The following is a 16,939-nucleotide window of genomic DNA, read 5'->3' as shown; positions in this document are numbered from 1 at the left end:
CTCATTTTGAGAGGAGTCAATATAATGAATTCAAAAGTAAACATTATTAATAGGAATGAAACTTCAACTGATAATAAGGAAGTTGCTACTGAAAAACAACCTGCATTAACGAATAAAGAACATACGATAGTTACAGGTGAGACACCAAATCCAAATAATCGTAAGATCGTTTATCAGACAAAAAATTTAAACCTTTGGTATGGGGACCATCATGCTTTACAGAATATCAATCTTGATATTTTAGAGAATGAAGTAACTGCAATTATCGGACCATCAGGTTGTGGTAAGTCGACATACATTAAAACATTAAACCGAATGATAGAATTGATTCCTGGCGTGCGCACTTCTGGTGAAATTCTTTACCGTGGAGATAATATATTTGATAAAAGCTATAAAGTTGAGCATTTAAGAACACGTGTAGGAATGGTCTTCCAAAAACCAAATCCATTCCCTAAATCTATCTATGATAATATTACCTATGGTCCTAGAATTCACGGTATTACTGATAAGAAAATATTAGATGAAATTGTTGAAAAATCTTTGCGTGGGGCTGCAATCTGGGATGAGACGAAAGATCGTCTGGACAAGAATGCTTACGGTTTATCTGGTGGGCAGCAGCAACGTATCTGTATCGCACGATGCTTAGCGATTGAACCAGATGTTATCCTGATGGACGAGCCTACATCAGCATTAGACCCAATTTCTACATTAAAGGTAGAAGAATTAGTACAGGAAATTAAAGATAAGTATTCAATTATCATTGTTACGCATAACATGCAGCAAGCTGCACGTATCTCTGATAAAACTGCATTCTTCTTGAATGGATATGTAAATGAATATGATGCAACAGATAAGATTTTCTCTAACCCAGCTGATGAACAGACAGAGAGATATATTTCAGGAAGGTTTGGTTAATATGAGAGAAATTTACGAAGAAAGTTTACAGCACCTGGAGGCAAGTGTTCTTAAACTGGCTGATGAAGTGTATAGAACAATCGAAAAAAGCATCAATGTACTGAGTGATAGTGATAAAGCGATGGCAAGAGAAATTATTGAACATGATCATGTTATCAATGCGATGGAAAGTGACATTGATGACCAGATAATTAGTCTGATTACAAAGCAGCAGCCAATCGCTACAGATTTAAGGATGATTCTTTCTTCAAGTAAAGTATCTTCTGAACTAGAAAGAATGGGTGATAATGCCGCGAACATTGCTAAGATTCGTAAACGTGTAAAGTTTGAAGATGCTTATATTCTCACACGTCTAAAAACAATGGGAAAACTTAGTATGATGATGCTCGCTGATTTAAAGGAAGCCTATGAGAGTAAAGACGTTAATTTGGTTAAAGAGATTATTGAGCGTGATAATGACATCGATGATTTATATAAAGAGATTATCAACAGTGCTTACTTAATTGATAATGACCCATATATTTCAGGTCAGGCGCATTTAGCAGGTAGATATCTTGAGCGTATCGGTGATCATATTACAAATATTGCGGAAAGTGTTTATTTCACGATTACTGGTGAAAGATTTGCCTAAATCACAAATTTACACTAGATAAATCATGCGTCTCGTGGTATTATATAAAAGTCGTATGGATATTTAGAAACGTGAGGAGGGAACAACTATGCGCGTTAATGTTACTTTAGCTTGTACTGAATGTGGTGACCGTAACTACATCACTAAAAAAAATAAACGTAATAACCCAGAACGTATTGAAATGTCAAAATACTGTGCAAGAGATAATAAGAAAACTTTACACAGAGAAACTAAATAATATTTTTAACAGACACATTTTGTGTCTGTTTTTTTGTTAAATCATAAAATTTTGATCAGTTTATTGTATAATTATATATGGGTGATGTTATGACTAAAAAAGAGTTGAGGAAGTCGACGATAAATCAGTTAAAATCGTTAACGGACAAGTATACTAAAGAAAATATAATCATTGAGAAATTAATAAATAATCAGCATTTTAAAGATGCGGAGTCTATTGGTATAACGCTATCCATGGACCATGAGATGGATACACGATTTATCATCCGTTATGCACAAATGGTTGGTAAGACTGTATTTGTCCCAAAGTGTGATTACAGTAAACAACAAATGTATTTTACGTTCTTTACATCTCCGGAAGATATAGTTCAAGATCGTTTTGGAATTGATGTAATGACACATAATGACGGAAGAAGTGAGCAGCCAGCACTTCTTATTGTTCCTGGTGTACGTTTTGATGAATCGGGATATCGTATAGGTTATGGTGGCGGTTATTATGATAAATATTTAAGTGTATATGAAGGGCATACAATTAGTCTTGTATTTGAAGCGCAGATAGGAGAAGTGATCATTGAGCCACATGATGTTCCCGTAGCCCATATCATTACTGAAGAAAGAGAATGGCATACAGGTATGAAGCAATGATAGAACAAAAAAAGATATGGAGAACGATCTATGAATACACAAAATACAGTGACTTTGAGTATTTTACACACGGAGAAGCGGAAGACGATATATGGCTGATTGATAGAAAGAAAGGTTTCATTAAGAGAATTATCCTAAAAAAAGAGACAGCACAGTCCACACTCTTTATGGTACAGAAGATTATGGATCATTTTGATGATATTGAGAATACAGTTGGTCATACAATCAATAAATTTGAAATTATTCTCGTAAATCAGATAAATCATTTTCAGGATGACATGCCGAATCATATATTTATTGAACAGTGTAATGACGAGAGCGATTTAAAGCGTCTGTTTGGGCATCCATATCAGAAGCTTACAGGTAAGAATAAGGATAAGGCAATTAAAACGTATAAGAAAAGTGTACTAAATGGAAATATGATTGAAAATGCAATGAGAAAATTTTCCCCACTGACATATTTAATTATACTGCTCAATGTCGTTATTTTTCTTCTTATGAGTATCGTTCAACATATTCATGAAGTAGAAATGATCATTGATAAAGGAGGACTTACGCATTTTAATTTTGTGCATGGAGATTATTATAGGGTCATCACCTCTATCTTCATACACTTCGATGTGCAGCACTTGCTTTACAATATGATGACCCTCTTTATATTTGGTAAGCTTGTAGAATATTTATATCCGCGCTGGCAATATCTATGTATTTATTTTATAGGTGGTATTATTGGTAATCTGATTTCACTGACATTTGATAATGTATCAATATCTGTAGGAGCGAGTGGTGCTATCTGCGCGCTTATCGGAGCACTGATGAGCCATTTGGTATTCAGTGGGAAATTCGAGAAAAAATTTCTTGTACAGACTTTTATCGGTATTCTTATCTTCTTGATTGGCAGTGCGATCTTTGAGAACGTAAATCATTATGCACATTTTGGTGGATTATTTGGTGGAATGTTCATTGCTTCAATGTTTTTTATTTATCGATACAATAAAAGATATTTCTATTATATGGCACTCGGCCTGGTTGTTATTTTAGGATTACTCATCATCAATATTTTTTCTGAGCGTGAACATCATATTTACAATGAATATGCTAAACAATATTTGATTGAAGGAAAAGATAGTGAGGGCATTGAGATTATTCGTAAGACCATTGATAGAGGCTATCAAAATGATGAAACTTATGTACTTTATGGACTGTGGAAAACAAAAGATGAAAGTTTATCAAGTGCTCTATTAGTCTGGTTAGAAGCTCTGAAAAAATATCCTGATAGTGAACGGCTGAACTTTCAGCTTGCATTAGCATACCGTGCAATGGACGACTACCCGAAGGCAGAGAAATATATTGATAGGACCATTACAATCAATAAAAAGGGAGAATACATAAAATTAAAGAAAGAGATTCAGGAATTCAGGTGATAAGATGAAGCAATTCTATGACGTACAAAAACTATTGCAAAAATTTGGAATTATTATCTATTTTAAAGATGAAAAGAATACTTTAGCGATGATGGATGAAGAATTAAAATCATTGCATGATGCAATGTTAATTGATAATCAGACTTATATCCAGTCGCGTTTACTAATCAATCAGAGAAGGATGAATAAACTATGATTTTAGCAGCAGATATAGGTGGAACAACTTGTAAGCTAGGTATATTAGACTCAAACCTCAATATTATTAAAAAATGGGAAATCGTTACGAATAAAGATGATAACGGAACACATATATTAAAGAACATTTATGATTCATTTATTAAACATTTAAGTGCTGTAAATTTAACCATTAAAGACTGCATAGGTGTGGGTCTCGGTGTACCAGGTCCGGTAGATTTTAACAATGGTATTATCAATGGAGCGATTAACTTAAACTGGCATGGTAAGATTAATATTAAAGCGCAGTTTGAAGCACTAAGCGGATTACCAGTATATGTAGATAATGATGCAAATGTAGCGACGCTCGGTGAAAAATTTCGAGGAGCGGGTAGAAATGAGCCTGATGTCGTATGTGTAACCCTAGGTACAGGCGTAGGTGGGGGTATCGTCAGTAATCATGAGCTCATTCATGGATTCAATGGTGCAGCAGGAGAATTCGGACATATTACTGTAGATACGAAGCAGAGATTTAAATGTAACTGTGGAAAACACGGCTGTCTTGAGACGGTTGCAAGTGCTACAGGGGTGGTAAATTTAGCCTATCATTATTACGAAGAGCTGCAATTTAAGACTGTAATCGAAGATGCAATCAGAAATAAAGAGCTTCAGGCAAAGATGATATTTGATGCCGCAAAAGCAGGGGATGAGTTTTCAGTATATGTGATTAAGAAAGTAGCGAAACATCTCGCTTATGCATTTAGTATTATCAGTGTCATGACAAATCCTAAGCACATTATCATTGGCGGAGGGGTCTCTAAAGCAGGACAGTTTCTTGTAGATCATATCGAACAGTATTATAAAGATTTAACGTTCCTTCCAGCTTATGAAGGAACAAAGATAGTAACTGCTGAGCTAGGCAATGATGCAGGCATGATTGGTGCTGCAGGTTTAATCAAAATTTATATTCTAGGAGAGAAGATATAATGGCGATAATAGATGTTGTAATCATACCGATGGATGGAAAATCTATCAGTATCAGTAAATATGTTGCAGAAGTACAGAATATACTTGAAGCGATGAAACAAGAGGGAAAGATAGATTATCAGCTGACACCGATGAGTACATTGATTGAAGGAGAGCTTCATGACTGTCTAGTAGCATTAGAACGCATTCATGAATCTCCGTTTCAGGCAGGGGTTGAACGGGTGTGTACGAATATTAGGATTGATGATCGAAGAGATAAGCAAAGAAAGATGAATGACAAGCTTGACGCTGTAAAGAAACATATGCATTAAAAAAAAGACATCGAATGATGTCTTTTTAATGATGTAAAATTGGATAACCATAGGTGAAGATTGTTGCTAACGAGAAGAATCCAAAAGATAAAGTTGCAAGTAGACCAAAAATAATGCCTAATACATTTTTAGACTTTAATGAACTTAATAATGCTTTTATTGATAATAAGAAAACTAAAAACATTAGAATCGCAAAAATATTCACACCAATGTGAATTTTTACGCCAAAAACTTCAAATAGTTCGCCCGTGTTAATAAATGGCATAGTATAACCCCCATGAATTTCTTTTGTTATCATTAATATTGTATAATTAAAGTATATATTTGTCGAGTACATTTTAGGAGGAATTCAGTTTGAAGAAAAAGAAAATTGCTTTAGGTATGATTGAAACGAACTGCTATATATTAGAGAATGAACAAGAAATTTTAATCGTTGATCCAGGAAATGAAGCGGATAGGCTCATCGATGCAATCGGTAATACAGATAAAAAAGTAAGTGGTGTACTGCTGACACATGCACATTTTGACCATATTGGAGCAGTTGATGCAATATGCAGCTATTATCAGTGTGAAGTTTATATGTCTCAAATTGAAAAATACTTTTTAACAGACCCGCTTAAAAATGGTTCAGATAAATTCAGTCAATATGGAATAGAACCCACAATAGTGAAGCAGCAGCCGAAATTTCTGGATAACGGTTTTCATCAAATCGGAACATTTAGTTTTGAAGTACGCCATACACCAGGACACTCACCAGGGAGCTTGAGTTTTATATTTAAGAATTTCGCGATTGTTGGGGATACTTTGTTTAAGGAAGGTATCGGAAGAACAGATCTCTATCAAGGAGATATGTCACAATTAATCAATAGCATCGACAGGGAATTACTTTCATTAGATGAAACGTTCATTATTTGTCCGGGTCATGGCCCTGAAACGACTGTCGGATATGAAAAAACACACAATCCATACCTATAGAAAAAACCTTCCTATTTTGGAAGGTTTTATTCGTGGTGGCCAAAGCTTGGCTCTAATAAAAATGTAGAATAATAAGTGAAGCCTACGAAACACACGATTAAGTATGCTGCAAAAATATACATGTACATTCTTTCTGATAAGTTTAAGTATCCAAGTAATACAAAAAATCCTGTTTGAGCAATGAATACAAATGACATCATAGACATTCCGCCTACATAGAACATTACTGCAAAGATTGCTGTCCAGAATCCTAAAGTTTTAAAAACCTTATCCATTTGGCAATTCCCCCTAATCTCAGACTCTTCATATCACTTATTATTATAAAGTTAACGATAAGATAAGTAAACCTTAATTTTACGAAATTTGTAACATCCAATTTTTTCTTTTTTATTTTAAAATCTAGATAAATTTATTTATTTATATGATATTAAATAGCTTAAGAAGAAAGATCAAGAATAAGTTTATATGATAGATGAGGAGGTAGAGATGGAGAAATTATTCAATGAAATAATAGAGCAGGCAATTTTACAAAGTGCATCAGATATACACTTCATTCCTTGTGATAAAAATGTATCTATTAAATTTAGGGTACAAGGTGATATCGAAGAATATAGTGACATCGACGATATATTATTTAAAAAATTACTTTCATATATTAAATTTACAGCACATCTTGATGTATCAGAAAAGAATAAGGCTCAGAGTGGGATAATACATTTTAATCTGGATAACTTACGATATAATATTCGCGCATCTACTTTACCTCGTTCATTAGGCGATGAAGCATGTGTATTGAGAATCATCAGACAAAGTTTTATAGATGAATATCAGACAGATGATCAGATATTGTTCGATCAGATGAAAAAATCAAGCGGTATAATTATTATTAGTGGGCCAACTGGAAGTGGTAAGAGTACATTAATGTATCAACTTGTACATTTTGCAAAGGACACATTGAAACGCCAAGTAATTTCAATAGAAGATCCTGTGGAGCAGCATCTTGACGGTATCATACAAGTTAATGTTAACGAAAAAGCAGAAATAACATATCAAACCGCAATTAAGGCAATCCTTAGATGTGATCCAGATATCATTATGCTAGGTGAAATAAGAGATTCGGTCGTAGCACAGCAAGTTATCAATGCGGGGCTGAGTGGTCATTTAGTTTTAACGACATTACATGCGAATGATTGTATTGGCGCATTATTTCGGTTAAAAGAAATGGGAATTAATGCTGTTGATCTTTATCAAAGTATCAATTTGATAATCAATCAAAGACTGATTAAAAAAAGAGATGAAAAGGAGCGTATTCTAGCCTATGAATTTCTGACAAAAAAGGATATTGAAAAATATTTAAAGAATAAGCACATAAACTATAGAACGTTGGCTGACATACTAAAGGAGATGTATGAAACAAATCAGATTTCACAACATGAATTTGAAAAATTTGATCTTTAAAAATCGTCTGAGAATATATCATAAAGATTTCTTGATTAGAATTTCTGAAATGACAAATAATGGGTTCACTCTTTACGAAGCAGTCTCTTTCTTGAATACGCAATATATAGAAATTGACCAAGAGATAAAGGAAGAGGCATTAAAATTACTTGAATCAGGAAAGCAGTTATCCGAGTTGCTCGACTATTTCAACTATAGCGATGATATTGTAATGCAGATACAGTTTGCTGAGCAGTATGGTGATTTAAATATGACATTGGTACGATGTTATGATTATTTAGAAAGTAAAGCAAAGCTTGCCTCACAACTTATAAAGACAATTCAATACCCTCTTATTTTAATCCTCATATTTATTACGCTTATATTTACAGTAAACTTAACAGTACTTCCTCAATTTCAATCTATGTATGACACTATGGATGTAAATGTAGGAATAGAAATAAAAGTTATGACTGCAATTTTATTTTCTCTACCTTATATCATCTACAGTTTTATACTTTTATTCATAGCACTTATTTTAGCTTATACTTTCTATTTTAGGAAACAGTCTGTTGCTGGTCAGCTTAAAATATTATTATCTGTACCGCTGATTAGAGATTTGTATCGCTTGTACATTACTTATCGCTTTAGTGAAATGCTTTCTTTTTTCCTGTCCAATGGTGTGATGATGAAAAGAATATTACAAATATTATCATCACAAAATAAGAATGAAACCTTTCGATACATTGCACTCATGATCAATCACAAGCTTTTAGAAGGGAGGCCACTCCCTGCTGCTGTCAAGGATATGAATATATTCGAACCGTCACTTGTACAATTTATGGAGCATGGAGAGAGAAATTCAAAATTGGATAAAGAATTAAAATATTACAGTGAATTTATATTTGATCGATTTCAACATCGATTATTACGCTGTATAAAAGCAATTCAGCCAGTAATTTTTATGATATTAGCATTGTTAATTGTGACCATGTATCTCGTCATTATACTACCGATGCTACAAATGATGGAAGGTATAAAATAAGGAGGGGTTATAGTGAAACGTATGGCGCGCAGGTTTAAAAAACAGTTTAGTAAGGATGATGGATTTACTTTAATTGAAATGTTATTAGTATTGCTCGTAATTTCGATTTTAATTATCGTCATTATTCCAAACATCGCTAAACAATCTAAGACTGTACAAGCTAAAGGATGCGAAGCTCAGGTAAAGATGGTACAAGGTCAGATCGAAGCCTATCGGATCGATACTGGTAAAACACCGTCTACAGTAAATGAGCTTGTTCCTGAATATTTGAAAGAAAATCAAGTGAAATGTAAAGATGGAACAGACATAATAATCAATAATGGTGAGGCATTATTAGGTGCTTAGAGCATTTTCGTATATAGAAATGCTCATTGTACTGATGATTGTCACCATTATACTCGCTGTTGTACCTTTAAACAGATTTAAATTAGATGAAATAAAACATGAAGAGATTAATGATGAAATAATTTCACTACTAAATTACTATCAGACAAAAGCAGTTGTATATAAGGTGAATATCTATGTGTCATTTCCTCCGGGAAGTGACACCATTTATATCAAATCATCGGCGCTCGACATTAATGCTTCCTATCGAATAGATGACGGTTATATTGATCGACACAATAGTTCGTATAATATACAGTATTATTTTGATGGGAGAGGGATCAATAAAGGTGGCTCAGTTATTTATCATATAGGCGATAAGAAATATCGTCTAATCTTTCAGATTCATTGGGGGAGAATGAGAATTGAAACGATATAGTGGTTTTTTATTCATAGATAGTATGCTTGCATTTTCTATCATCATCCTAATTGTCATGCTGCTACTTCCGATGTATAACGAAATGTCCATGACATATCAAAGGAAACAAGTTACGCTTGAAAAGGTTCGGTTACTGTATATGCATATCGTAATTAGAGAAGGAGAGTATACGCGTGAAGCACATACAATCTGTATTAAAGCATCTAAAGTATGCCATACGTTCAAATAAAGCATTCACGCTACTTGAGATGCTTGTTAATATGGCTGTAGTTATGATTATCATGTCGATTATACCGATGATCTTAATTCAGATATATCAATTTAATGGACGTTCCACAGATCATCATGATATAAATACAGCTTTATTTTTAAGGGAGATTGCTACTGAGCTTAAAAATGCGAAGGATATTACAGTAATTGATGATAAACTTCAAATAGCACTTCGAACAGATTTGATTACATATGAATATGTGCATAATCGCATCGTATGCAAGGTAAATGGAGAGGGTTATATCATCATGCTGGAAGACATTAAGAAAGGAGTCTTTTTTATAGAAGATGAACATCTATACATATCTCTGCAATCAAAAAACGAATCTCACGCAAAGAAATATCAAGTTCTATAATGGATTTATAACGCCATATTTGCTGATTCTATTATTTTTAACAGTCTTTTTTTTAAGTTATTATAGCAACAGATTCATGTTAAAATTAAAGACGATGGATCATCTTGAACAATATTATTATGAAGAGATTCTAAAGTCTGTGGAAAAAAGAGGTGTCTAGTTGGCTTATGTACTTGTAGGATTTATGGGTGTTGGAAAAACAACAATCGGTAATTTATTAGCTCGAAAGCTTGGGCTAAAGTTCATTGATATCGATGAACAGATTGAGCTGGAAATGAATATGAAGATTAAGGATATATTTGAGCAGTACGGAGAAACTTACTTCAGAACGTTAGAACATAATATTTTAAAACAACATATAAACATGAATATTATATTAGCTACAGGTGGTGGAATTATAGAAAATCCGAACAATATTTCTCTTTTAAAAGAAAATAAAATAAATATATGGGTAGATACGAACATTAACACTGTGTATAATAGAATTGTAAATGATGTTAATCGTCCGAATGCGATGAATAAATCATTTGATGCAATTAAAGACTTGTACTTTAGAAGACGTTCACGTTATAATGAAATCGCATACATTAGCGTTAACAATGATGATGAACTGTCAGACTGTGTGCAGGAAATTCACAATTTTATTATTGCGGAAGAAGGAAATTAGAGAGAATGAGAAATCATCGCCGAAGGGGCATCGCTATATTAAACTCTCAGGCAAAAGGATAATTTCCGGACAAACCCTGTAATGAAGCAGGATAGCACGATGCTATGCTGTTTTTATTTTTAACAATTAGGAGGAATATCATGTCAGAATTAAAGAGAACACCACTTTATGAAAAATATCTAGAAGATGGTGCGAAAGTAATTGATTTTTCTGGTTGGGCTTTACCTGTTCAATTTTCTAGCATTAAAGAAGAGCATATCGCTGTTAGAGAAGACATAGGAATGTTTGATGTCAGTCATATGGGTGAAATTATTGTCGAAGGTGAGCATGCACTTGAATATCTTCAATATGTACTTACAAACGATGCATCTAAAATGACCGATAAAAAAGCTCAGTATACAATGATCTGTAATGAAGATGGTGGGGTTGTTGATGACCTTGTTGTATATAAATTAGAAGAGAATAAATACTTACTTGTAGTAAATGCTGGAAATACTGATATTGACTTCGAATGGTTAAAATCACATAAAAAAGATGGTGTAACGATAACGAACGTATCTTCTGAATATGGACAAATTGCAGTGCAAGGTCCTAAAACTCTAGAAAAGCTTGCACCTGAAGTTAAAGAAAACATCTCAGAAATGAAATTATTTGAATTTTTAAAAGATGTTGAAATTTTCGGTAAAAACGTAATCTTAAGTCAATCAGGTTACACTGGTGAATATGGCTTTGAAATTTATTGTAAAGCCGAAGACACGGTATCAATCTGGGAAGCACTGCTTAATTTAGGTGTTACGCCTTGTGGTCTTGGTGCTCGAGATACGTTACGTTTAGAAGCGGCATTACCACTGCATGGACAAGATCTATCAACTGAGATAACACCTTATGAAGCTAAGATGGGCTTCAGCGTTAAACTTGATAAGGGTAACTTTATCGGCAAGTCAGTACTTGAAACTCAAAAGTTAAAAGGTGTAAATCGTAAATCTGCTGGTATCGAACTTTTAGAACGCGGTATTGCACGTACTGACTATGAAGTGTTTGATAAAGAGGATAATAAAATCGGTTATATTACTAGTGGAACGCAATCACCATTAACTGGCCGTTCAATTGCTTTAGCATTAATTGATACAGATTTTACAGCAATTGATACAGAAGTTTATGTACAAGTTCGTAAAAAACGTATTCCGGCAAAAGTTGTTAAAACTCCATTCCATAAAAATTAAGGGGCGAAGAAAATGAGTCATCGTTATATACCATTAACAGAAACTGATAAAAAAGAAATGATGGAAACAATAGGTATCAACTCAATTGATGAGTTGTTCCAGGATATACCTGAGAAAGTACGTTTCCAGGGCGATTTAAATATCAAGCCACGTAAATCTGAGACTCCATTACTAAGAGAATTACAGGCGCTTGCAAACAAGAATGTAACGAGTGATACACATGTGTCATTTTTAGGTGCAGGCGTATATGATCATTATATTCCGACAGTAGTAGATCATGTGATTTCACGTAGTGAATTCTATACTGCATATACTCCTTATCAACCTGAAATTTCACAAGGTGAATTACAAGCTATCTTTGAATTCCAGACGATGATTGCAGAACTTACTGGTATGGATTGTGCGAACTCTTCTATGTATGATGGAGGTACATCTTTTGCGGAAGCAGCAATGCTTGCATGTGGTCATACGAGAAATAAGAAGATTATTGTTTCAAAAGCAGTGAACGATCAATCTCGTGCAGTATTACACACTTACGCAAAAGGTCAACATCTAGAAGTAGTTGAAATTGATGTGAAAGATACCGTTACGGATTTAGATGCATTAAAAGCTGCAATTGATGAAGATACTGCATGTGTGATGGTTCAATATCCTAACTTCTTCGGAAGTATAGAGGATTTAGAAACAATTAAATCTTTCACTGAAGGTACGAAGGCTTTATTCGTAGTTTCAAGTAATCCGATGAGTCTAGGTCTATTAACGCCACCTGGGGAATTCGGGGCGGATTTAGTTGTTGGAGATGCACAAGTATTTGGTATTCCAGCACAACTAGGTGGACCACACTGCGGTTACTTTGCAGCAACGAAGAAATTGATGCGTAAAATGCCAGGACGCCTTGTTGGACAGACACAGGATGATGAAGGGAACCGTGGATTTGTATTAACATTACAAGCGCGTGAACAACACATTCGTCGTGATAAAGCAACATCAAATATCTGTTCTAATCAAGCTTTGAATGCTTTAGCTGCATCAGTTGCAATGAGTGCATTAGGTAAGAATGGTGTCTATGAAATGGCGAACCAGAACTTACAAAAAGCAAATTATATGAAATCACGTATGGTTGAAGAAGGGTTCGAAGTGCTTGAAGGTACGACGTTCAATGAATTCGTAGTGAAGTTTAATCATCCGGTTAAAGAGATTAATGAGAAACTTCTTGATGAAGGCTTCATTGGTGGATATGACTTAGGTCAAGTTGAAGAGCAATATCATAATCATATGTTAATTGCAGTAACTGAATTACGTACGAAAGAAGAAATTGATACATTTATCGCGAAAGTAGGTGTGTTCAATGCTTAAGGGAAGCTCTCCGTTAATTTTTGAACGTTCAAAAGAAAATCGTTTCAGCTATTCATTACCAGAATTAGAAGTAGAAAATAAAAAAGTTGAAGAATTATTAGATAGTAAGTTTATCCGTAAAGAACGTCCGATGCTGCCTGAAGTAGCGGAACTAGATTTAATGCGTCATTATACTGAACTTTCAAATAAAAATCATGGTGTAGACTCTGGATTCTATCCACTAGGTTCTTGTACGATGAAGTACAATCCAAAGATCAATGAAAAAGTCGCGCGTATGTCAGGATTTGCAAACGCTCATCCGCTTCAAGATGAAAAAACAATTCAAGGCTCTTTAGAAGTAATCTACGATTTACAAGAACACTTAAAAGAAATTACAGGTATGGATGAAGTAACACTTCAACCAGCTGCAGGGGCTCACGGTGAATGGACAGCACTTATGATGATTCGTGCTTATCATGAAGCGAATGGTGACCATAACCGTACGAAAGTCATCGTACCCGACTCAGCACACGGTACTAACCCAGCTTCAGCAACAGTGGCCGGCTTTGAAACAGTAACCGTTAAATCAAATGAATTTGGACTAGTCGATATCGAGGACTTAAAGCGTGTTGTAGGTGATGATACGGCTGCAATTATGTTAACAAACCCAAATACTTTAGGCTTATTTGAAGAAGATATTCTGGAAATCCGTGAAATCGTTCATGCTGCCGGCGGTAAGTTATACTATGATGGCGCAAACTTAAATGCGATTATGAGTAAAGTACGCCCTGGAGATATGGGATTTGACGCAGTTCACCTGAATTTACACAAAACGTTTACTGGACCTCATGGTGGTGGCGGGCCAGGTTCTGGACCAGTGGGTGTGAAAGCAGATTTAGTGCCATTCTTACCAAAACCACATATCGTTAAGACTGAAGATGGTTATAAATTTGATAATGACCGACCAGAATCAATCGGACGAGTAAAACCATTCTACGGTAACTTTGGTATTTACTTACGTGCCTATACGTATATCCGTACGATGGGACCAGACGGTCTGAAAGAAGCTTCAGAAGTTGCAGTATTAAATGCGAACTATATGATGCGCCGTCTACAGGATTACTTCGTATTACCGTACGATCGTCACTGTAAGCATGAATTTGTAATTAGTGGATCTAAGCAGAAGAAACTTGGCGTAAGAACATTAGACATGGCGAAACGTCTGTTAGACTTTAATTTCCATCCGCCAACAATCTACTTCCCTCTTAATGTTGAAGAGTGTATGATGATTGAGCCGACAGAAACAGAGTCTAAAGAAACATTAGATTCATTCTGTGATACGATGATTCAAATTGCTAAAGAAGCAGAAGAGAATCCGGATATCGTATTAGAAGCACCGCATCACACAGTAATCGGTAGATTAGATGAAACATTGGCGGCACGTAAGCCAGTTTTAAAGTATGAAGGTTCAAACGAGAAGTAGTACAAAAACAAGGTTAAGACGCATGTCTTAACCTTGTTTTATTTTGATTTGATTTTGCCAGTCCAGCCTTTATAGCCGTTTTTAAGCATATAAAGGTCTGTATAACCATGCTTTTTCATCATGCGTGCAGCACGATAGCTTGAAATACCGTTCGCATCGACGAAGTAGATGGGCTGATCTTTACGTAAACCTAGCATACGTGTTCTAAATATTGACATCGGAATATTTCTTGAGCCGATGATATGACCATAATCATAGTCAGCTTTTTCACGTAAATCGATTACTTGTGCTCTTCTTAACCCTTGTTGAAACTCATCTTGACTTAACTCAGTAACAGCTTTACGATTAATAAAGTAATTAACAAGTATATAGATGAATAGTAAGAGAAGAACAATACCTAACACATACCAGAAATTCATACAGGTATTCCTCCTTTTTGTTTCATAGATATATTATAGATATAATATACTTTATTTTCAAAGTATTTTTTAAAACTATAGACATACAGTAAAGAGGGTTGCATATGCAGGAAGAATGGTTATTTATCAATACACATAAAAATAATCCATATTATAACATGGCAATGGATGAAGCTTTGCTCAACTTAGTATCACAGGGCGCGCTATCTCCTGTGATAAGATTTTATGGATGGGCTCCTAAAACTTTATCGATCGGTTATTTTCAGAAACTAGAAAAAGAAATTGATCTTGATAAAGTGAATGCTGGGGGTTATGGACTAGTGAGACGTGCGACAGGCGGTCGAGGAGTTCTGCATGATAAAGAACTGACGTACAGTGTGATCGTACCTGAGTCTCATCCTATGATGCCGGAGTCGGTTACTGCTGCTTATAAAGTGATTTCAACAGGGCTGTTAGAAGGGTTTAAGAATTTAGGGTTCCAGGCGGAATTTTCGGTGCCAAGGACGAAAGAAGATAGAGAACGCCTAAAAGACCCGCGAAGTTCAGTATGTTTCGATGCTTCGAGCTGGTATGAATTAGTCGTTGAAGGTAAGAAGATAGCTGGCAGTGCACAGACGCGCCAAAAAGGAGTGATTCTGCAGCACGGTTCAATATTACAGTCGATTGATGTTGATGAACTGTTTGATTTGTTCATCTTTAGTAGTGAACGACTGAAAGAACGAATGAAACGTAGTTTCTATTCCAAAGCAGTCAGTATTGCTGATCTGACCGATGAAGAGATTACCATTGCAATGATGGAAGAAGCATTTTATAAAGGATTTGAGCAAGGTCTCGACATTAAGCTCAAGCCTTTTGAAGTAACTGCTGAGATTGAACAGGAAGTTTCTTTACTAATAGAAAAATATAGAAGTGAAGAATGGTTAAAAAGAAGGTAAGCGCATGCGCTTACCTACTCAATTGTTAATTTGTCAAATGCATCTATCGCATCGTGAAGCATCGCTTTGCCTTGTGATATTTTTTTTGTGTCAGATTTTTCATAGCCGCTATGAATCAAACTGACTGCCTTTTCGAATTTATGATTTGCTTCATTTACCTGATGGTGAACATCAGCAAATGTTGCAGGTGGCTGGCTATCTTTAAATACATGATTATATTGCTGGATTGTGTCTTTGACGTCAGATTTAATTGTGCTTAGTTTTTCTTTAATCTGAATATCATTTTGTTTTGATAGTTTGTTTTCAATGGTTGAAAACATTTTTATAGCCATTGCAAGTGAAGCAGCATATGAATTAAAGTGCGTTGTAAATTCATGATTAGACATCTGCATGCTCCCTTGTAGTTGTTTTAATTCATTGTCAGTAGCATTTAAAGTGTTTTGTTTTGTGATTAAATCGGTTTTTTGATCTTCGATTTTAGATTTTAGTACTTTAATTTCCTTCTTTAAGTCGGTCGATTTTTCTGTTAGTTCTGTTTCAGCACCTCCGCCACAGGCAGTAAGTGTTATAGTAGAAGTCATTATTAATGATAATATTTTGAATTTTTTCATTTTTTTACTCCTCAAATGATTCGTTTTTCTAAATACTATGTTAACATGTATATATTCAGAAAATATAGTTAAAATATATATACCTGTCTCTTATAC

General features: G+C 34.7%; 24 protein-coding genes and 1 riboswitch. Of the genes, 20 read left to right on the top strand and 4 right to left on the bottom strand.

Annotation, left to right across the window (positions count from 1 at the left end; genetic code table 11):
* Nucleotides 1-24 precede the first annotated feature (24 nt).
* The 8 genes from pstB to CD152_RS05370 all read left to right on the top strand — a co-directional run bounded on the left by pstB (nt 25) and on the right by CD152_RS05370 (nt 5,324).
* Nucleotides 25-915, top strand: a complete 891-nt coding sequence (gene pstB, locus CD152_RS05405) for a phosphate ABC transporter ATP-binding protein PstB (RefSeq protein WP_103214486.1) — start codon at nt 25-27, stop codon at nt 913-915.
* The gene (gene phoU, locus CD152_RS05400) at nt 908-1,546 is read left to right on the top strand and encodes a phosphate signaling complex protein PhoU (RefSeq protein ID WP_231845604.1); all 639 of its coding nucleotides are present in this window, start codon (nt 908-910) and stop codon (nt 1,544-1,546) included. Before pstB ends, phoU begins: the two co-directional genes overlap by 8 nt.
* Nucleotides 1,547-1,634: 88 nt before the next feature.
* The gene (gene rpmG / locus CD152_RS05395) at nt 1,635-1,784 is read left to right on the top strand and encodes a 50S ribosomal protein L33 (RefSeq protein ID WP_041636027.1); all 150 of its coding nucleotides are present in this window, start codon (nt 1,635-1,637) and stop codon (nt 1,782-1,784) included.
* A gap of 89 nt (nt 1,785-1,873) precedes the next feature.
* Nucleotides 1,874-2,428: a 5-formyltetrahydrofolate cyclo-ligase gene (locus tag CD152_RS05390; RefSeq protein WP_157820970.1), complete on the top strand. Its 555-nt coding sequence runs from the start codon at nt 1,874-1,876 to the stop codon at nt 2,426-2,428.
* Nucleotides 2,404-3,852, top strand: coding sequence for a rhomboid family protein (locus tag CD152_RS05385; RefSeq protein ID WP_101057093.1), 1,449 nt, complete (start codon nt 2,404-2,406; stop codon nt 3,850-3,852). Before CD152_RS05390 ends, CD152_RS05385 begins: the two co-directional genes overlap by 25 nt.
* Before the next feature lie 4 nt (nt 3,853-3,856).
* Nucleotides 3,857-4,048 (top strand): YqgQ family protein, encoded by a 192-nt coding sequence (locus tag CD152_RS05380; RefSeq protein WP_103214485.1) that lies wholly within the window; start codon nt 3,857-3,859, stop codon nt 4,046-4,048.
* A complete protein-coding gene (locus CD152_RS05375) occupies nt 4,045-5,013 on the top strand; it encodes an ROK family glucokinase (protein ID WP_103214484.1) in 969 nt (322 codons plus the stop codon). The genes CD152_RS05380 and CD152_RS05375 overlap by 4 nt, the downstream gene beginning before the upstream one ends.
* Nucleotides 5,013-5,324, top strand: a complete 312-nt coding sequence (locus CD152_RS05370) for an MTH1187 family thiamine-binding protein (RefSeq protein ID WP_086038848.1) — start codon at nt 5,013-5,015, stop codon at nt 5,322-5,324. Before CD152_RS05375 ends, CD152_RS05370 begins: the two co-directional genes overlap by 1 nt.
* 25 nt (nt 5,325-5,349) lie before the next feature.
* Here CD152_RS05370 and CD152_RS05365 read toward each other — a convergent pair whose 3' ends face one another.
* Nucleotides 5,350-5,589, bottom strand: coding sequence for a DUF2759 domain-containing protein (locus CD152_RS05365; protein ID WP_041636024.1), 240 nt, complete (start codon nt 5,587-5,589; stop codon nt 5,350-5,352).
* A gap of 89 nt (nt 5,590-5,678) precedes the next feature.
* Between CD152_RS05365 and CD152_RS05360 the strand changes: the two genes are divergently transcribed.
* Nucleotides 5,679-6,299, top strand: a complete 621-nt coding sequence (locus tag CD152_RS05360; protein ID WP_103214483.1) for an MBL fold metallo-hydrolase — start codon at nt 5,679-5,681, stop codon at nt 6,297-6,299.
* Nucleotides 6,300-6,325: 26 nt separating this feature from the next.
* Here the strand turns inward: CD152_RS05360 and CD152_RS05355 are convergent, their stop codons facing one another.
* Nucleotides 6,326-6,574, bottom strand: coding sequence for a DUF2626 domain-containing protein (locus CD152_RS05355; protein ID WP_041636023.1), 249 nt, complete (start codon nt 6,572-6,574; stop codon nt 6,326-6,328).
* 211 nt (nt 6,575-6,785) lie between these two features.
* On the opposite strand from CD152_RS05355, the gene comGA reads away from it, so the two are divergent.
* From comGA to gcvPB, 10 genes are all read left to right on the top strand, one after another.
* Nucleotides 6,786-7,757, top strand: coding sequence for a competence type IV pilus ATPase ComGA (gene comGA / locus CD152_RS05350; protein WP_012657092.1), 972 nt, complete (start codon nt 6,786-6,788; stop codon nt 7,755-7,757).
* The gene (gene comGB / locus CD152_RS05345) at nt 7,708-8,781 is read left to right on the top strand and encodes a competence type IV pilus assembly protein ComGB (protein ID WP_086038845.1); all 1,074 of its coding nucleotides are present in this window, start codon (nt 7,708-7,710) and stop codon (nt 8,779-8,781) included. The genes comGA and comGB overlap by 50 nt, the downstream gene beginning before the upstream one ends.
* Nucleotides 8,782-8,802: 21 nt before the next feature.
* On the top strand, nt 8,803-9,126 hold the full coding sequence (comGC, locus tag CD152_RS05340) for a competence type IV pilus major pilin ComGC (protein WP_041636417.1): 324 nt from the start codon (nt 8,803-8,805) through the stop codon (nt 9,124-9,126).
* Nucleotides 9,119-9,544 (top strand): type II secretion system protein, encoded by a 426-nt coding sequence (locus CD152_RS05335; RefSeq protein ID WP_012657089.1) that lies wholly within the window; start codon nt 9,119-9,121, stop codon nt 9,542-9,544. Before comGC ends, CD152_RS05335 begins: the two co-directional genes overlap by 8 nt.
* Nucleotides 9,531-9,773, top strand: coding sequence for a hypothetical protein (locus CD152_RS11735; protein ID WP_133422303.1), 243 nt, complete (start codon nt 9,531-9,533; stop codon nt 9,771-9,773). Before CD152_RS05335 ends, CD152_RS11735 begins: the two co-directional genes overlap by 14 nt.
* On the top strand, nt 9,718-10,170 hold the full coding sequence (locus tag CD152_RS05330) for a competence type IV pilus minor pilin ComGF (RefSeq protein WP_101140317.1): 453 nt from the start codon (nt 9,718-9,720) through the stop codon (nt 10,168-10,170). The genes CD152_RS11735 and CD152_RS05330 overlap by 56 nt, the downstream gene beginning before the upstream one ends.
* A gap of 160 nt (nt 10,171-10,330) precedes the next feature.
* Nucleotides 10,331-10,837: a shikimate kinase gene (locus CD152_RS05320; protein WP_101140318.1), complete on the top strand. Its 507-nt coding sequence runs from the start codon at nt 10,331-10,333 to the stop codon at nt 10,835-10,837.
* Nucleotides 10,824-10,909, top strand: a riboswitch (glycine riboswitch). Its footprint overlaps the gene before it by 14 nt.
* A gap of 65 nt (nt 10,910-10,974) precedes the next feature.
* Nucleotides 10,975-12,060, top strand: coding sequence for a glycine cleavage system aminomethyltransferase GcvT (gene gcvT, locus CD152_RS05315; RefSeq protein ID WP_101140329.1), 1,086 nt, complete (start codon nt 10,975-10,977; stop codon nt 12,058-12,060).
* 12 nt (nt 12,061-12,072) lie between these two features.
* Nucleotides 12,073-13,416, top strand: a complete 1,344-nt coding sequence (gene gcvPA / locus CD152_RS05310) for an aminomethyl-transferring glycine dehydrogenase subunit GcvPA (RefSeq protein WP_012657085.1) — start codon at nt 12,073-12,075, stop codon at nt 13,414-13,416.
* Nucleotides 13,409-14,878 (top strand): aminomethyl-transferring glycine dehydrogenase subunit GcvPB, encoded by a 1,470-nt coding sequence (gene gcvPB / locus CD152_RS05305; RefSeq protein WP_041636022.1) that lies wholly within the window; start codon nt 13,409-13,411, stop codon nt 14,876-14,878. The genes gcvPA and gcvPB overlap by 8 nt, the downstream gene beginning before the upstream one ends.
* Nucleotides 14,879-14,916: 38 nt before the next feature.
* Here gcvPB and CD152_RS05300 read toward each other — a convergent pair whose 3' ends face one another.
* A complete protein-coding gene (locus CD152_RS05300; protein WP_012657083.1) occupies nt 14,917-15,297 on the bottom strand; it encodes a rhodanese-like domain-containing protein in 381 nt (126 codons plus the stop codon).
* Between the two features lie 104 nt (nt 15,298-15,401).
* Between CD152_RS05300 and CD152_RS05295 the strand changes: the two genes are divergently transcribed.
* Nucleotides 15,402-16,232: a lipoate--protein ligase family protein gene (locus CD152_RS05295; RefSeq protein ID WP_101140319.1), complete on the top strand. Its 831-nt coding sequence runs from the start codon at nt 15,402-15,404 to the stop codon at nt 16,230-16,232.
* A gap of 14 nt (nt 16,233-16,246) precedes the next feature.
* On the opposite strand, the gene CD152_RS05290 is transcribed toward CD152_RS05295, so the two are convergent.
* Nucleotides 16,247-16,843, bottom strand: coding sequence for a hypothetical protein (locus tag CD152_RS05290; protein ID WP_101140320.1), 597 nt, complete (start codon nt 16,841-16,843; stop codon nt 16,247-16,249).
* Nucleotides 16,844-16,939: the final 96 nt, after the last annotated feature.

Origin of the sequence: Macrococcoides caseolyticum (genome assembly GCF_002902665.1) — a bacterium.
GTDB classification, from domain to species: domain Bacteria; phylum Bacillota; class Bacilli; order Staphylococcales; family Staphylococcaceae; genus Macrococcoides; species Macrococcoides caseolyticum.
This window is presented reverse-complemented; position numbering and strand designations above follow the sequence as displayed.

Coding starts and splice junctions, on each gene's coding strand:
- pstB (WP_103214486.1), top strand. CDS start 25: ATGAATTCAAAAGTAAACATTATTAATAGGAATGAAACTTCAACTGAT.
- rpmG (WP_041636027.1), top strand. CDS start 1,635: ATGCGCGTTAATGTTACTTTAGCTTGTACTGAATGTGGTGACCGTAAC.
- CD152_RS05390 (WP_157820970.1), top strand. CDS start 1,874: ATGACTAAAAAAGAGTTGAGGAAGTCGACGATAAATCAGTTAAAATCG.
- CD152_RS05385 (WP_101057093.1), top strand. CDS start 2,404: ATGGCATACAGGTATGAAGCAATGATAGAACAAAAAAAGATATGGAGA.
- CD152_RS05380 (WP_103214485.1), top strand. CDS start 3,857: ATGAAGCAATTCTATGACGTACAAAAACTATTGCAAAAATTTGGAATT.
- CD152_RS05375 (WP_103214484.1), top strand. CDS start 4,045: ATGATTTTAGCAGCAGATATAGGTGGAACAACTTGTAAGCTAGGTATA.
- CD152_RS05370 (WP_086038848.1), top strand. CDS start 5,013: ATGGCGATAATAGATGTTGTAATCATACCGATGGATGGAAAATCTATC.
- CD152_RS05365 (WP_041636024.1), bottom strand. CDS start 5,589: ATGCCATTTATTAACACGGGCGAACTATTTGAAGTTTTTGGCGTAAAA.
- CD152_RS05355 (WP_041636023.1), bottom strand. CDS start 6,574: ATGGATAAGGTTTTTAAAACTTTAGGATTCTGGACAGCAATCTTTGCA.
- comGA (WP_012657092.1), top strand. CDS start 6,786: ATGGAGAAATTATTCAATGAAATAATAGAGCAGGCAATTTTACAAAGT.
- comGB (WP_086038845.1), top strand. CDS start 7,708: ATGAAACAAATCAGATTTCACAACATGAATTTGAAAAATTTGATCTTT.
- comGC (WP_041636417.1), top strand. CDS start 8,803: ATGGCGCGCAGGTTTAAAAAACAGTTTAGTAAGGATGATGGATTTACT.
- gcvPA (WP_012657085.1), top strand. CDS start 12,073: ATGAGTCATCGTTATATACCATTAACAGAAACTGATAAAAAAGAAATG.
- gcvPB (WP_041636022.1), top strand. CDS start 13,409: ATGCTTAAGGGAAGCTCTCCGTTAATTTTTGAACGTTCAAAAGAAAAT.
- CD152_RS05300 (WP_012657083.1), bottom strand. CDS start 15,297: ATGAATTTCTGGTATGTGTTAGGTATTGTTCTTCTCTTACTATTCATC.
- CD152_RS05295 (WP_101140319.1), top strand. CDS start 15,402: ATGCAGGAAGAATGGTTATTTATCAATACACATAAAAATAATCCATAT.
- CD152_RS05290 (WP_101140320.1), bottom strand. CDS start 16,843: ATGAAAAAATTCAAAATATTATCATTAATAATGACTTCTACTATAACA.